The organism is Pseudomonas sp. KBW05, assembly GCF_003852405.1.
Lineage (GTDB): Bacteria > Pseudomonadota > Gammaproteobacteria > Pseudomonadales > Pseudomonadaceae > Aquipseudomonas.
Map to the genome: position 1 here is coordinate 241,423 of NZ_QAJM01000019.1, position 16,692 is coordinate 258,114.

Sequence of the window (16,692 nt, forward strand, 5' to 3'; positions counted from 1 at the left end):
GCCGGGCTTTTTGTTGGGTGCTCTCCATCTGGCACCCCGGTCAACTGTGGGAGCTGGCTTGCCTGCGATGCTAGCGCCTCGGTCTGTCAGTTAAACCGCAGCGATGCCATCGCAGGCAAGCCAGCTCCCACAATGATTGAGTACAACCTTAAGCGGGTTGTTGCTCCTCGAGACGCCCACCCTCGATCCGCACATGCCGCCCATGGAAGCGCTTGAGGCTGCTGCGATGCCCCACGCTGACGATGCTCAGCCCCGGCAACTCATCGATCAACGCCTGGTACAACGTCGCCTCATCCTCTTCGTCCATGGCCGACGTCGCTTCGTCCATGTACAGCCATTGCGGCGCGAACAACAACGCACGGGCAAACGCCAGGCGCTGCTGCTCACCCGGCGAAAGCATGCGCTGCCAGTGGTTGGCTTCGTCCAGACGCTCAACCAGGTGCGGCAAGCGGCAAGTCGCCAGCACCTGTGCATAACGTTCTGCTGGGTAGGCGCTGTCGTCTTGTGGATAACTCAACACCGCCTTCAACGTACCGATCGGCAGGTAAGGCTTCTGCGGCAAGAACAAATAACGCGCAGCCGGCAAGCGAATGCTGCCGTGCCCGGCAGGCCACAGGTGGCCCATCGCACGCAGCAGTGTACTTTTGCCGCTGCCGGAACGCCCACTGAGCATCACCCGCTGGCCGGGCTCCACTGTCATGTCCGCATCGGTGAGCAAGTGGCGGCCATCGGCCAGGTCCATGCCCAAGCCCTGCACCACCAGGCGCTCGCCTTGCGGGCGCACGTCGATCGCTGGCGGGCGCTGCTCGTTGTCAGTCATGGCCTGCTGAAAGCTCAGCAGACGATCACTGGTGGCACGCCACGACGCCAGGTCCGAATACGCGCTGATAAACCAGCTGAAGTTCTCCTGCACGTTGCCGAACGCCGAGTTGATTTGCATCAGCTCGCCCAGTTCGATCTTGCCGGAAAAGTAGCGCGGTGCGGCGACGATAAACGGGAAGATAATGGCGATCTGGCTGTAGCCGGCAGTGAAAAACGTCAGGCGCTTGGACACTTTCATGATGTCCCAGAAGTTGTGCCAGACCTTGCTGAAACGTGCGCTCAAGCGCTGCTTTTCATTCGGCTCGCCGTTGTACAGCGCGATGCTCTCGGCGTTCTCACGCACCCGCACCATGGAAAAACGCAAGTCCGCTTCGAAACGTTGTTGTTGGTTGCTCAGGCCGATCAAGCGACGGCCGATCAGGTGGGTCAGCCAACTGCCCACGGCGGCGTACAGCAGCGCGCACCAGAACATGTAGCCGGGGATGGTGAGGCCAAACACTTCGATACTGCCCGACACGCCCCACAGGATGATCGAGAACGACACCAGGCTGACCACGTTGCGCAACAACCCCAGGCCCAGGCTCAAGGTGCTGGAGGTGAAGTTGTTGAGGTCTTCGGAAATCCGCTGGTCCGGGTTATCGGTGTAACCGCCCTGCTCCAGCTGGTAGTAGTTTTTGTCGGCGAGCCAGCGTGCGAAGTGCTTCTCGGTGAGCCAGGCACGCCAGCGGATGGTCAACATCTGGGTCAGGTACAGGCGGTACACGGCCCCCAGGATCGCCACGGCGGCAATCGCGCCGAAATAGCCGATCAACTGCCAGAACGCGGCCGTGTCCTTGTGTTCAAGGGCGTTGTAGAAATCCTTGTACCAGCGGTTGATCCACACCGAGATCGCTACGCTGAACAGCGACAGAGCAATCACCGCCGCCAGCAGCAACCAGGCTTTGCCTTTCTCTTCACTGCGCCAATACGGCGTGATCATCGCCCAGGTTCGGCGCAGGAATTGCCCACGCACCGCGTCATTCACGGCGCCGTACTCAGCGTTCTGGTTCATCGTTCGGCTCGGCGCAATAGTGTGAGTTGAGCATAACGGATGGTTTAAGTGCATCGGTTAATTCAGACCGCTCATTCAGCCGATGTTCAGTGTTTATTTGACACATCTCGACGGGAAACCCGCATTTGAAAAAAACCCACTCACTCCCGGCACTTTAAAACGCCTGCCGAGAGAGAAAGCCACATGATCGCATCCACACCGCCTCAGTTTGTACGCCTGCCATCCCTGCCCTTGCAGCCCGGCGCACCTGCCGCCCAGGAACAAAGCATTGACGATGCCAAACAAGCGCCCGCCTCGCCGGGCCGGGACACCGAAGTCTATGAAACAGTCGACGCCTCCCACTGCAGCCCAAGCGTTGAGCGCCTTATAAAAAACGCCAGCCAAGCCATGCTGACGCCGGCCCAGGAGACCTCGAAAATAATTGCCAACGCCCTGCGCCAGAAATTCAACCTTCATGTGGACCCCGACCGCACCTACATCGTAACCACCAACTATGACGCCACCCAACCGACGCCGTCGAACGGCAAGATCCTCAACCAGGTCAGCCTCACCGAAGCCGCGCTGAAGAATCTCCGTTCGATGAACACGAACGATGAGTCGTCTACCTCAATAGCGAAACAGCACCCCTGGCTATCCTTGTTAATAACTGGCGCTCGGATCCTTCCCGTCGGACAAATCGCCCAAACAGCCCACGAGTTGCTGAACCCGTCGTACGAATACGTCGTTCGAGGCACCGGCAACACCCGGGACTCGGCGCCGGACCTTTCGTCAAAGGTCTCGATCACCCCACAACAGTTCCGGGACCTTGTCTGGGACACCGAGTTGGTGGCCCCCTACAAAACCTACCTGGACGGGTTCTGGGCAAGCCATCAACAGCCCTATGAATTGCTCACCCGAATAGCGCTGATACAGGCCGCCCATACGCAGCAAAAGGAGGGTAGCCTGAGTGAAGAGGAGACCCGGCTGGTCCTGCGCGCATCGGGCCTTCGACCTGACAAGCCGTGGCTTGAGACCAGTGTGAACAACCTGCAAGCTCCGTATGCCAAGGATCCCGGTGTGGACGTTGGCCTGCTGTCGATCAATGGCGACGAATCCTCCGACCTTCTGTACATCGTCGACAAAACGGTCCGCCTTGATCCCGACGGCAAAGCGATTAAAACCACCCTGCTGCATATTCCGGGCAACTCGTCACCGATCCACCGATTCGACAGCCCCGAAGCCATGAAAAGCTGGCTGGCGGAACAGGCAGCCGACCCGATCAAACGGGCAGCATTGCTGACCCACTTCAGCAAAAACGACCAAGACGACAAGATGCTGTCTGATGGCGTGAAACAGTCCCTCGAAGGACTGGGGGATTGGATCGAAGCACAAAAACCCAATGCACTGGGCTTCACCGGCCTCAGTGACTGGGACCCACAGCGCTATATCACCCTGGAGCCCTTGAAGGGCGACCCCTTCAAGGCCATGACCCAGCGCCATAAAGAGCGCGCCTACGCCGACGCCGATCACGACATCACCACCGATGGCGATGTGATCAAGAACGCCGCAATGAAACTGGCAGAGGCCGCAACCGCCACGGCCCTGCTGCTGACACCCTTGGCGTTTGTCATGCCGGAAGTCGGCCTGGCGCTGGATGTGATCTACGCAGGAGCGGGCATTACCCAGGTCGGGGTCGGTATCGATGACCTTGCCCACGGCAAATCCCGCGGCACCGAACGGATCGTATTTGGCGTACTCAATGCGTTGCCCGGCATCGCTGGAGGCGTATCCAGGATAAGCAAAGGGACAGAGTTGATTGAGTCGGCGGCGGTGCAGAATGCTATCGAGGAAGCCCCCGTGCCACCTGCCGAGGACGTGGCACCACCGCCCCCCGCCGAAACCGCCAATCGCCTGCGCGCCGAAGAATCCAGCAACATCGGCGAGCATGCCGTCGACGGTGGAGAGGAACTCATAGAGCACGCAACGAAAAACGCCCACAACATCTATCGCGTCACCGACGCTGAAGGTCTGGACCGATGGTTCATTCGCCATACCGATCGCTCCGCCATAGAACGGGTTTATGAAATCAAACACAATTTCAAACCGAGCGATCAGTACGTCGAGATTATCGACCCGACCTCCAGAAAACCGGTCATGACCGTGCATCTAGACAAGCGGGGCAATTGGATCCGCCTGGACAAGGGGGCCGGCATCACTTTCCCGTGGAGCGCCGGTAGACCTTCCCCCAAAGCTCAGCTCGCCCAAGACATCAGCCAAATCAATAAAGACAAGGACGCGCTCAGCGATGCCGAGCGCAACAAGGTAGTGGACGAGTTGACCCGGTTGATACAGCAATCCAAAGCTGAAGGTTACGAAAGCCTGGACGAGTACACCGAAGCCGGTTCGGACGAAATAAACAAAGTCCTTCGCACCCAGCACGACCCAAACAACTACCCGTCGAATGTGAAGGAATTCCTGTCCGACTTGAGTGAACAAACCAACTACGACGGTAAAGCCTACCGGTACGCCGTCGTGACATCGGAGGGCGCCCAAACGCTTAAAAATGGGGTTGGAAAAGTCTTCAGGGACAGCGGTGTTCAATCGGCGTCCACTCAGGCCTTCAACGCGAAAGGCTGGGAAACCTGGGCAAAAGACGCAATGCCCGGGCAAAACCGGCAACCGGTGATTTACATCTTCGATGAATCGATCACCAAGAAGAACCTGTCCAGCAGTACCCTCCCCGACCACGTGGCGATCAAGCCGGAGGCCTCACTTGAAGTGAGCGCGACCAAGATGAAGGACGGCATTTTGTATGTCTCCTTCAAAGCGCCCGCCAAACTGCCAGATAAACGCTATGACCTGTTCGACGGCCGCGTCGCGTTCCCTTACTGAGTCCCCCGCAGCGCCAAAAAAACAGCCCGGAAGTCCGGGCTGTTTTGATCAGCTATCGTTCAGCGGCGTACCGGGCGTTTCTGCAACTTGCGCTGCAAGGTACGACGATGCATGCCCAGGGCGCGGGCGGTGGCGGAGATATTGCCTTCGTGCTCGGTCAGCACGCGCTGGATGTGTTCCCACTGCAGGCGGTCCACCGACATCGGGTTTTCCGGCACCAGGGTATCGAGGTCGGCGTGCTCGGACAGCAGCGCAGCCAGTACGTCATCCGCATCCGCCGGTTTGCACAGGTAGTTGCAGGCGCCGCGCTTGATCGCCTCGACGGCGGTGGCAATGCTGGAGTAACCGGTGAGGATCACCACGCGCATTTCCGGGTCGAGTTCCAGCAGCTTGGGCAACAGCACCAGGCCCGAGTCGCCGTCCATTTTCAGGTCGAGCGCGGCGTAGTCCGGCAGGTCGGCCTGGGCGATGGTCAGGCCTTCTTCGGCGGAACCGGCGGTGCTCACGCGAAAGCCGCGACGGCTCATGGCGCGTGCCATCACGCGGGTAAAGGTGGCGTCGTCATCTACCAGCAACAGGTGCGGCAGTTCTTCGCCTTCGACTTGGATCTCGTCACTCATCGATATCTCCTCGTGCGACACGGGGCAGGCGCAGCTCGGTGAGCGTGCCACCTTCCTCATGACTATAGAGCTTCACTGAGCCGCCCGCGCGGGTCACGCTGGCCTTGCTCAAAAACAGGCCGAGGCCGAAGCCTTTGCCCTTGGTGGTAAAGAACGGTTTGCCGATCTGCTCGGCAATGGCCAGCGGCACGCCCGCGCCGTGGTCACGAATGCTGATGGTCACGTCTTCCGCATCCCAGTCCAACTGCACGCCCAGGCCTTCGGGGCAGGCGTCGGCGGCGTTGTTCAACAGGTTGAGCAACGCCTGGGTCAGGTCTGGCGGCGGAGCCATGCGCGGGACCGCGCCCTGGCCAAGCAGGTGAAAGCGGTAACTGGCTTCGGGGCGCATCAGGTGCCAGCGGTTCAGGGCTTCGTCGAGCCACTGGGTCACGTCCTGCATCTCGACCGCCAGGCGACGATTGGCTTCAGCGGCGCGCACCAGTTGCTGCAAGGTCTGCTTGCACTGCTTGACCTGTTCCTGCAACACACTGAGGTCTTCCTGCAGGGCTGGGTCGTGGTGGTCCTGGATGATTTCCTTGAGCAGTACGCTCATGGTCGCCAGCGGCGTGCCCAACTCATGGGCGGCGCCGGCTGCCTGGGTGGCGACGGCCAATAGTTGCTGGTCGCGCAGCCCTTCTTCACGACGGATGGCGCGCAGCTCTTCCTGGCGGCGCAGCTCTTCGGCCATGCGCGCGGCGAAAAAGGTGATAACGGCGGCGGACAGGGCGAAGCTCAGCCACATCCCGTAGATCTGCAAGTTTTCCCGGGCGATGGGGAAGGTTTGCAGCGGATAGAACCGCGCCAGCAGCAGGGTGTACAGCGTCAGCGCGATGCCCGACAGCACCACCGAATAGCGCCACGGCAAGGTCACTGCGGCAATGGTCAACGGCACCAGGTAATACGACACAAACGGGTTGGTGGAACCACCGGAGAAATACAGCAACACACTGTGGATAAACAGGTCGCAGGCCAGTTGCAGTGCATATTCCAACTCGGTCACCGGCCAGGTGGTACGCAAGCGGATCGCGGTAAACACACACAGCACGGTGGAGAAGCCCAGGGTCACCCCCAGTTGCAGCCACGGCAGTGGCAGCAGGTCGAACCAATAGGCAAGCCCAACGGAGCCGGCCTGTGCGGCCAGGACCAGCGTGCGAATGAACGTCAGGCGCCAAAGGTTCTGGCGGGTGGCGGAAGTCAGTTTTACGGCGGCGAGCATGAGCTCTCCCGGTGAGCGCTGCAGGCGGATCGGCAGGAGTATAAACGATGCCGGCCGGCTGGCACGGCGTGTGTGGCTCTTTGCCGCAGGCTGGGTAAATGACCGTTCGTCGGCACCTGCACAACTTGTAGCGAATGTGTAAACCCGAAGAACCGGATGCCACCGTCTACAGTCATACCGAACACGACTATCTCAAGGAGCTCTCATGTCCCGTTTCACTCGCAGCGCAGCTGTCATCACCCTCGGCGTAGCCACCCTTGCCAGCCTGCCGGCCGTGGCTGCCGAAGGTCTGAACTACAACCAGATTTCCCTGCGCGCCGAGGCCAGCCAGGAGGTGGCACGCGACAAGATGATCGTGACCCTCTACACCGAGTCCCAGAACAGCGACCCGGCCAAGCTCGCCGCCGAAATCACCACTGCGGTGAACAAAGCACTGGGCCAGGCCCGCGAAGTCAAGGGCGTGACCTTGCGCCAAGGCAGCCGCAACAGCTATCCGATCTACGACAACAAGAACCAGAAGATCACCGGCTGGCGTGAACGCGCCGAGCTGCGCCTGGAAAGCGCGGACTTCCCGGCGCTGTCCAAACTCACCGGCGAATTGCTCAACACCCTGAAAATGGACAGCATGGACTTCGCCATCGCCGACGCCACGCGCAAGGCCAGCGAAGACGCATTGCTCAAGGACGCTGTTGCTGCCTTCAAGGCACGCGCCCAACTGGCCACCGATGCACTGGGCGGCAAGGGCTACAAGATCGTCAACCTGAACTTCAACACCAACGGTTACCCGCAGCCCTACGCCCGTGGCGGCATGATGATGAAAGCGGCTGCGATGGATTCTGCGCCGACCCCGGAAGTGGAAGCTGGCACCAGCCAGGTCAGCATGAGTGCAGACGGGGTGATTGAAGTCCTGCAATAACTGCACGAAAAGGCGGTAACAACGGCGCATCCCTCGCAGGTTTGCGCCTTTTTTTTGGGGCATTGTCATATGCCGCAGCATGTTCGCTGGAATCCTCGACCGGGTTTTCCCGACACAGACAATGCCGCAGCGACAAGGAGTGCTGCGTAGGCATTTTGTCTACCTCACGAGAACCCTGATCATGTCTATCCCTGCGATTTACGCCACGCCCCCCCAACAACATTCCACCCATTTACCCGCGCACTTCCCCGTAACGCCGGTGCCACAGACGGACGCCGGTACAACGGTGTCGCCTCACGAGACCGCTCTGCTCAACGCATACATTGCAGCGGTACAACGTAAAGTGCTGCACAACGATGCCGGTCTGGTGAAGGTGCCCCCCCAAAGCACGCTGGGCCAATGGCTGGCGCTGTATCGGGCCCAAGTGGAGCACCCGGTTGTTCAAGGCTGGATGCGCGATCAGAAGATCGACCCCTCTGCCTTGCTTTCAATCGACCCCTTCAAGGGCACGCTGACCGTCGGGGTCGAGGCACAGACCAAAACCTTTTCTCTCTCGGACACCTCCGGCTGGGGCCAGGTTTCTGGCCCGTTGCTGGCCGCTGCAAAAGTGATCGCGCCCGAAAACAAAGGTGCCTTGCGCGTGCGATTCGGTGACGGCGACACACAGGTCAGCGCCAAAGTGGTGGCGAACTTCCAGGGCATTGCGCTGCCTGCAAGCCGTTCCAAGGCCAGCGACCAAATAAGGCATCTGGAGCAGCAAAAAGCCTTCGACCCGATCCCGACGGACGACCGTGCGCGCCCGGCCAGTAGCCGCTCAGCCGGCGCCCTGGAGGTGCACAAAAAAAATGCAGCCACGTTCTACAGCAGCGCTCCTCAAACGCTGGAGTACAAGCGTCTGGCAGTCGATGTTGCTACTAGCCTGCCTGACACACGGGCAGAAGCAAAGAAGTGGGCGGAGGCACTCATTTTCAAGTTGACCGGCAAACATGTCGACGCGGACACCCTCTATTTCAATCGCTTCGACAACTACAACACACCGCTGAACGGAGCCACCGCATCAGGCGCCGAGCATCTCAACGATGAGCCAAAATCGTCGTTGCGCCTGCCCGATGCGCTGCTGAAAAACTTCTCCGAACATGACGGAATACCAGGCGAATTGGATACTCACGCCGGCCTATACACCGTTGGATACGGCGCAGGTGCAACAGGCGGATACGGCGCCCGTAACGAATTCCCCTTGGCCCCCTCCAAACTCATGCACGAGAGCTGGAAAACCGATTTCCAAGGCCAAATGGACAAAAAGATCGACAAGTTCTGGAGCACGCATACCGAAAACTATGAGGCCGCAGTCAAAGGCGAGTTCACCTACCAGGCCCGCAAGCAATTGAAGGCGGCCGAGGCCAAACCCCCGGCAGAACAAGCGGTGCAGGCGCCCGAACATCGATTTACGCGTGACGACTACCGCTTGGTTATGGGCGCCGTGTCCAACCTGCCACTCGATGAAAACGCGCCGCTAAGCGTTGAGCAGCTCAAGGCCAAGGCTCCGGTCAACGGCGTTGTGAAGGCGTACGCCCTCAACATCCACGGGATTACGTCCAGCGATATTGTGCGATTCAGTGCGCACGACGGTAGCCGGCAAGTCATCTACATACCGGGAGCCGTGCCGGCGTTTCTGAGATTTGACTCTCTCGACCAGTTGAACAAGTGGATCACAGACCAAGCCAATGACCCTAAAAAACGCGAGGCCTTGGCCGCTCATTTTCCGCTGGCCTCTCGGCAAGACCATACGCATAAACCAGGCGTAGGTGAGAGCATTCTTGAGGGGTTGATCCCAGGACTCGCTCTTGTAACTTCGGCTGCTAAATCCAAAGGTCTGGACACCGTACTCAGCGAAATGGCAGACGGTAGCCTGAAGGGGCCGGCCGTCAGTGCCAGCCACTCAAAGATCGAAGGCGATGTGTTTTCCACACTCGCATCTGCCAGCAAAGTGCGTATGAGCAGCGATGCAGACGTCGTGATCAAATCCAACAGCGAGGTGATCCGGGATACTTGGCTGAACGACATTACCGTGGCCGCAGGCTTACTGGCCAAGCTTGCCCCCATCGCGGCACCGGTAGCGGCTGCCGCGGTCATCACAGGATTGACTGAGGTGGCGCTGGGAACAGAAAAGGCCTCGTCCGGTGACACCGAGGCGGAACGCAAGGACGGTGCGTCCAAGGCGTTCGATGGGGTGCTGAACGTGTTGTTCTCGGTCGGCGCCAGCAAAGTCCCCGAAGACCCCTTTGCCATTCCTCCCGAGAAAGAGATACCCGCCGTAGAGCCACGTTCTCAACCAGAAATCCCTGTAAATGAAGAACCCCAGCCTGGACCGTCCACAGGCCCGGCACCTACCAAGCCGCCCGTGCCTGCACCCTTGCCACGCGCCCCATCCCTGCTTCCCATCGCGCAATATGCCGCCCCCGACGGAGAAGAATTGATCAAGAACGCCACCCGGGATGCAATGGGGGTTTATCGAATGACCGACAGCACCGGAGCCTACCGTCAGCTCGTGCGCATTACCGATGAGACAAACACGAGCAGGGTGTTTGAAATACATTTTCAGCACAGATCGGGTAGCGAATTTGCCGGGGTCATTAATCCAAAAAGCGGCAAGGTGATATCGGTGGTAACACCAGGGAACAATGGCGAGTGGGCCCGTGTAGCAGGCGATGGTGGGCTCAAGTGGCCTTGGCAACGCGCGTCTTCGCCAACGCCCTCTAACAGTCTCAACCCTCAGTTTTCAGACTTGTTCGCTGATGTCGATGAGCAGGCCGTCACGCAGGCGAAAAAGTTCGACGAGTACTTGAACGTTGATGAAGCGACCCCCTACTCGGTATCCACACGTGGATTTGAGGACAATGGTGTTCTTAAAAGAAAGCTCAACTTTTCATGGCAGCGCACTGCCGATGAGAAAGTTGAAATTTATGCTTCGGAAAAGGCCGGCCCTACGCAACTCAGCACCAGCACGTATTCACCCAACTTCCTTCTTGACCTTAACCGCAATGACTATACGGTCATCAAGGCAGCAAAAGACGGGGACCTTGTGATACCACTGAATGCTAAAGGCGGCTCTGGCGAAGCGATCAGACAGAACAGGCTCAAACAGTTCGAGGACGCGATTCCCAGCGCAGACCTGCGCGCCCGTATTTCGGAGGTCGCTCATCAAGGGTCGGCCTTCCCTGCCAATGCTGAACTGGTGATGATGTTGAAAGAAGGCTACGGCGCCAAAGTAAGTAACACGTCTTACTTCGTAGACTACGACCCACTCAAAAATGAAACCACAGTCAGAGTTGTCGCCAAGTGGTATATCAATGACCTGACGAGCGTCAACCCCACGGCTATCCCGGACATCGAAGCAACGTCTACCCGAACCTTCACAATCCGCGAGAGCAATGAAATATCGGGTGACTCCTACCTCATCGACGATGTCGCCCCCACTCATCTGGAGGTATCGTTGCCAGCCGACCTTCCCGCGTAATTCAAACACTGTCATTCCAGTGTTTGTCTCTACCTGAGCAACCAAAACGGCGGTAACCTCGGTGACCGCCGTTTTCGTATGGGCAGGCCATATATGCCTGCCACCTCAGGGGACTCCATGGAAAGAATCACCGTCAAACCGCTGTTCCTCGCCATCGGCCTACTGGCTGTTATGCCAATGGCCCACGCCGCCAGCACCCTGGTCTACTGCTCCGAAGCCAGCCCCGCCGGTTTCGACCCCAGCCAATACACCAGCGGTACCGATTTCGACGCCTCGGCCGAAACCGTGTTCAACCGCCTGACCCAGTTCAAGCGCGGCGGCACCGAAGTCGAACCTGGCCTGGCCACAAGCTGGGACGTGTCCAAGGACGGCCTGACGTATACCTTCCACCTGCGGGATGGCGTCAAGTTCCACACCACGGACTTCTTCAGCCCGACCCGCGACTTCAACGCGGAGGATGTGCTGTTCACCTTCAATCGCCTGCTGGATGCGCAAAGCCCGTTTCGCCAGGCCTACCCTTCCGAGTCCCCGTACTTCACCGATATGGGCTTGAACACCACGATCAAGGGCGTCGAAAAACTCGACGACCGCACTGTACGTTTCAACCTCAACAACGTGGACGCTTCGTTTGTACAGAACCTGGCCATGAGCTTCGCCTCGGTGCAGTCCGCCGAATACGCCGCGCAGTTGTTGAAGCAGGGCAAAGCCGAAGAGATCAACCAGAAGCCGGTCGGCACTGGGCCGTTCGTGTTCAAGCGTTACCAGAAAGACTCGCAGATTCGCTATGTGGCCAATAAACAGTATTGGAAGCCCGAGGACGTGAAGCTCGACAACCTGGTGTTTGCCATCACCCCCGATGCCGCCTCGCGCCTGCAAAAACTCAAGGCCGGCGAGTGCCAGGTCAGCGGTTACCCACGCCCATCCGACATCGAGGTGATGAAGCAGGACCCCAACCTGCGCGTGCTGCAACAGGCCGGTTTCAACCTGGGCTTTCTGGCCTATAACGTGGCCCATCCGCCGCTGGACCAACTCAAGGTGCGCCAGGCCCTGGACATGGCCATCGACAAGCCGGCAATCATCAAGGCCGTGTACCAGAGCGCCGGGCAATTGGCGCAGAACGCGTTGCCGCCAGCGCAGTGGTCTTATGACCCGACTATCAAGGACGCGCCCTACGATCCCACCAAGGCCAAGGCGCTACTAAAAGAAGCAGGCGTTGCGCCAGGCACCACCATCAACCTGTGGGCCATGACGGTCCAACGCGCGTCCAACCCGAATGCGCGCATGTCGGCACAAATGATCCAACAGGATTGGGAAAAAGTTGGCATCAAGGCCAACATCGTCAGCTATGAGTGGGGCGAATACATCAAGCGCGCCAAAAATGGCGAACACGACGCGATGATTTATGGCTGGACCGGCGACAACGGCGACCCGGATAACTGGCTCGGCGTGCTCTACAGTTGTGCTGCGGTGAAGGGCAGCAACTACGCCAAATGGTGTAACCCGGACTACGACAAGCTGGTGCAACAGGCCAAGGTCAGCAGTGACCGCGAGCAACGCATCAAGTGGTATCAACAGGCGCAAAAAATCCTTAAGGAACAAGTACCTATAACGCCTATTGCGAACTCGACGGTTTTCCAGCCCCTGCGCAAGGAAGTGCGCGACTTCAAGATCAGCCCGTTCGGGCTCACGCCCTTCTATGGCGTCAGTCTAGATAAGTAACAGTGACGCCCCAACCGAGTGCGCTAGACGCCTCGGTTGGTCTCTTTTGGTGCGCCCGACGCACCGAAAAAACCCTCAAAATGTACTCAATTATGTAGAAACTTTCATAATTGCGACATTCCTGTACGTTCGTACCACTCTTTCAGCCTCCTAACGGTTCTGCATCTTGCAATGGGTATGGCCCCTGCATAAGTATCCGCAGGCCGGCTCACGAGGTCGCCCTCACCACCAAAAATGACAACAAATCATGAGGCCAACATGCTTAAACACGCAGTCATTCCGTTAATTGTTAGCGCTGGCCTTATGGCCGCAGCTCCTTTCGCCCAAGCGGCGACTAACCTGGTGTTCTGCTCCGAAGGGAGCCCGGCCGGTTTCGACCCAGGCCAGTACACCACCGGAACAGACTTCGATGCCTCGGCCGAAACCATGTTCAACCGTCTGACCCAGTTCGAGCGCGGCGGCACCGCTGTGATTCCTGGGCTGGCCACTAGCTGGGATGTATCCGCGGATGGCCTGACGTACACCTTCAAACTGCGCGACGGCGTGAAGTTCCACACCACCCCGTACTTCAAACCGACCCGTACCTTCAATGCCGATGACGTGCTGTTCACGTTCAACCGCATGATCAACAAGGACGATCCGTTCCGCAAAGCCTACCCCACCGAATTCCCGTACTTCACGGATATGGGGATGGACACCAACATCAAGAACATCGAGAAAGTCGATGACCACACCGTCAAGTTCACCCTTGGCACCGTGGACGCGGCTTTCATCCAGAACCTGGCCATGAGCTTCGCTTCGATCCAGTCGGCCGAATACGCTGCCCAGCTGTTGAAAGAAGGCAAGGCCCAGGACATCAACCAGAAGCCAGTCGGCACTGGTCCGTTCGTATTCAAGAGCTACCAGAAAGACTCGAACATTCGCTACACCGGCAACAAGGATTACTGGAAACCTGAGGACGTGAAGATCGACAACCTGATCTTCGCCATCACCACCGACCCGTCGGTGCGTATCCAGAAGCTGAAGAAAAACGAATGCCAGGTGACCCTGTTCCCGCGTCCGGCCGACCTCAAGGCGCTGGGCGACGACAAGGACCTGAAACTGCCGCATCAGGCCGGTTTCAACCTGGGCTACATCGCCTACAACGTGATGCCGGTGCTCAAGGGCCAGACTGACGCCAACCCATTGTCCGACCTGCGTGTACGCCAGGCACTGGACATGTCGGTGAACAAACAACAGATCATCGACTCCGTGTACCAGGGCGCCGGTCAACTGGCGGTCAACGCCATGCCGCCAACCCAATGGTCCTACGACACCACCATCAAGGATGCGAAGTTCGACCAGGCCAAAGCCAAGGAATTGCTCAAGGAAGCCGGCGTCAAGGAAGGCACCAAGATCACCCTGTGGGCCATGCCTGTTCAACGTCCGTACAACCCGAACGCCAAGCTGATGGCCGAGATGCTGCAGAACGACTGGAAACAGATCGGCCTGAACGTCAACATCGTCAGCTACGAGTGGGGCGAGTACATCAAGCGCTCCAAAGGCGGCGAGAACCAGGCCATGATCATTGGCTGGAGCGGCGACAATGGTGACCCGGACAACTGGCTGAACGTACTGTTCGGCTGCGATTCGCTGGCCGGTAACAACTTCTCCAAATGGTGTGACAAGAAATTCGACGACACCGTGAAAGAAGCCAAGGCTACTTCGGATGTCGCCAAACGCACCGAGCTGTACAAGCAGGCGCAACATATCCTCAAAGATGCTGTCCCGATGACACCTATCGCGCACTCGACGGTGTATCAACCCATGCGCAACACCGTGCAGGACTTCAAGATCAGCCCGTTTGGCTTGAACTCCTTCTACGGCGTGAGCGTAAGCGGCAAGTAAGGGTCACTGGCGGCGACGTTTCATAACGTCGCCGTTATTGCATCCGCCCAGGAAGTAGGAAATAGACCACAGCCGAACCCGTTGCCGTCCTACGGCAACAAACTTCGACCTGCGTCTCCGTTACCTACAACAACAGTCAGATTTTGTGCATTTACTGCGCAACCCTCGACCCATAACGTCGTAGGGCCGCAGAAGCTTCAATCTGATAGGGCACTTGCCGTGTGGGGTCAGCGATGCATCCCGGTCCTCAAAGACCGGGTGATTGCTCGCTGACGACAACTACAAACAAGGATCGGGATCGTCATGCGCCATACCACCGTTCTATCCGCACTATTTGCCACCAGCCTGCTGGCTGTGGCCACGATGGGCCAAGCCGCCGACAAGAAGAGCCTGGTGTTCTGCTCCGAAGGCAGCCCCGCTGGTTTTGACACCGCGCAATACACCACCGCCACCGACAACGATGCAGCCGAACCGCTGTACAACCGCCTGGTCGAGTTTGAAAAAGGCGAGACCAACGTAGTGCCTGCTCTGGCAACCAAGTGGGATATTTCGCCAGATGGCCTGACCTACACCTTCCACCTGCGTGAAGGGGTGAAGTTCCACAGCAACAAGGAGTTCAAGCCGACGCGCGATTTCAACGCCGACGACGTGCTGTTCACCTTCAATCGCATGCTTGACCCCGAGCACCCATTCCGCAAGGCCTACCCCACCGAGTTTCCGTACTTCAACGGGATGAGCCTGAACAAGAACATCGCCAAGGTCGCGAAAACCGACCCGCACACCGTGGTGATGACCTTGAACACGGTAGACGCCGCGTTCGTGCAGAACATCGCCATGAGCTTCGCCGCCATCCTGTCGGCCGAGTACGCCGAGCAATTGCTCAAGAGCGGCAAGCCCAGCGACATCAACCAGAAGCCGATCGGCACTGGCCCGTATGTGTTCCAGCGTTACCAGAAAGACTCGCAGATCCGCTACGCACCCAACAAACAGTACTGGGACCCGAGCAAGGTCAAGCTGGACCAGTTGATCTTCGCCATCAACACCGACGCGTCGGTGCGCGTGCAAAAGCTCAAGGCCGGCGAATGCCAAGTGACCCTGCACCCACGCCCTGCCGACGTCGACGCCCTCAAGGCCGACCCGAACCTGCAATTGCTGACCAAGCCGGGCTTCAACCTCGGCTACATCGCCTACAACGTGCGCCACAAGCCCTTCGACCAGCTCGAAGTGCGCCAGGCGCTGGACATGGCGGTGAACAAGCAAAGCATCCTCAACGCGGTGTACCAGGGCGCCGGGCAACTGGCGGTCAACGCCATGCCACCGACGCAGTGGTCCTACGACGACACCATCAAGGACGCCGCCTACAACCCGGAAAAAGCCAAGGAACTGCTCAAGGCTGCCGGCGTGAAAGAAGGCACCGAGATCACCCTGTGGGCGATGCCCGTGCAACGCCCCTACAACCCCAACGCCAAGCTGATGGCAGAAATGCTGCAGAACGATTGGGCCAAGATTGGCCTGAAAGTGAAGATCGTCAGCTACGAGTGGGGCGAATACATCAAGCGCACCAAGAACGGTGAGCACGATGTGAGCTTGATCGGCTGGACCGGCGACAACGGTGACCCGGACAACTGGCTGGGCACCCTCTATAGCTGCGACGCCATCGGCGGGAACAACTACTCCATGTGGTGTGACCCGGCGTACGACAAGCTGATCAAGCAAGCCAAGGTCGTCACCGACCGCGAACAACGGACTGTTCTGTACAAACAGGCGCAGCAACTGCTCAAGCAGCAGGTGCCGATCACGCCGGTCGCCCACTCGACGGTCAACCAGCCGTTAAGCGCCAAAGTCGAAGGTTTCAAAGTGAGCCCCTTCGGCCGCAACGTGTTCTCGGGCGTCAGTATCACCCCATAAGAAAATAACCGGATGGCGCAGAGCGAAATTGGCTCTGCGGCAAACGTGCAGCCTTATTTCGGGAATTCCCCTTGGGCAAACGTTTGCAAAGGCTTGAACGAGTTACAAACCCAATAGCCGGATCAC

9 protein-coding genes are annotated in these 16,692 nt (G+C 58.7%); 6 read left to right on the plus strand and 3 right to left on the minus strand.

The genetic code is table 11. From position 1 onward, the window contains the following. Positions 1-148 precede the first annotated feature (148 nt). A complete protein-coding gene (locus DBR46_RS19575) occupies positions 149-1,873 on the minus strand; it encodes an ABC transporter ATP-binding protein/permease (protein ID WP_124527491.1) in 1,725 nt (574 codons plus the stop codon). Positions 1,874-2,056: 183 nt separating this feature from the next. Here DBR46_RS19575 and DBR46_RS19580 point away from each other — a divergent pair, with 183 nt between their 5' ends. Beyond that, on the plus strand, positions 2,057-4,744 hold the full coding sequence (locus DBR46_RS19580; protein ID WP_124527492.1) for a DUF6543 domain-containing protein: 2,688 nt from the start codon (positions 2,057-2,059) through the stop codon (positions 4,742-4,744). A gap of 59 nt (positions 4,745-4,803) precedes the next feature. Here the strand turns inward: DBR46_RS19580 and DBR46_RS19585 are convergent, their stop codons facing one another. Next, a complete protein-coding gene (locus tag DBR46_RS19585; protein WP_003171731.1) occupies positions 4,804-5,364 on the minus strand; it encodes a response regulator transcription factor in 561 nt (186 codons plus the stop codon). Continuing rightward, complete coding sequence (locus DBR46_RS19590) at positions 5,357-6,619, minus strand: ATP-binding protein (RefSeq protein ID WP_124527493.1); 1,263 nt, start codon at positions 6,617-6,619, stop codon at positions 5,357-5,359. Before DBR46_RS19590 ends, DBR46_RS19585 begins: the two co-directional genes overlap by 8 nt. A gap of 205 nt (positions 6,620-6,824) precedes the next feature. Between DBR46_RS19590 and DBR46_RS19595 the strand changes: the two genes are divergently transcribed. The 5 genes from DBR46_RS19595 (at position 6,825) to DBR46_RS19615 (ending at position 16,566) form a co-directional block, all read left to right on the plus strand. Further along, complete coding sequence (locus tag DBR46_RS19595; protein WP_124527494.1) at positions 6,825-7,535, plus strand: SIMPL domain-containing protein; 711 nt, start codon at positions 6,825-6,827, stop codon at positions 7,533-7,535. Between the two features lie 181 nt (positions 7,536-7,716). Beyond that, on the plus strand, positions 7,717-11,052 hold the full coding sequence (locus tag DBR46_RS19600; RefSeq protein ID WP_124527495.1) for a DUF6543 domain-containing protein: 3,336 nt from the start codon (positions 7,717-7,719) through the stop codon (positions 11,050-11,052). A 117-nt stretch (positions 11,053-11,169) separates the two neighbouring features. Then, positions 11,170-12,771 (plus strand): ABC transporter substrate-binding protein, encoded by a 1,602-nt coding sequence (locus DBR46_RS19605; protein ID WP_124527496.1) that lies wholly within the window; start codon positions 11,170-11,172, stop codon positions 12,769-12,771. A gap of 258 nt (positions 12,772-13,029) precedes the next feature. Continuing rightward, positions 13,030-14,658, plus strand: a complete 1,629-nt coding sequence (locus tag DBR46_RS19610; protein WP_124527497.1) for an ABC transporter substrate-binding protein — start codon at positions 13,030-13,032, stop codon at positions 14,656-14,658. Between the two features lie 303 nt (positions 14,659-14,961). Continuing rightward, positions 14,962-16,566 (plus strand): ABC transporter substrate-binding protein, encoded by a 1,605-nt coding sequence (locus DBR46_RS19615; RefSeq protein ID WP_124527498.1) that lies wholly within the window; start codon positions 14,962-14,964, stop codon positions 16,564-16,566. The last annotated feature ends 126 nt before the right edge of the window (positions 16,567-16,692 follow it).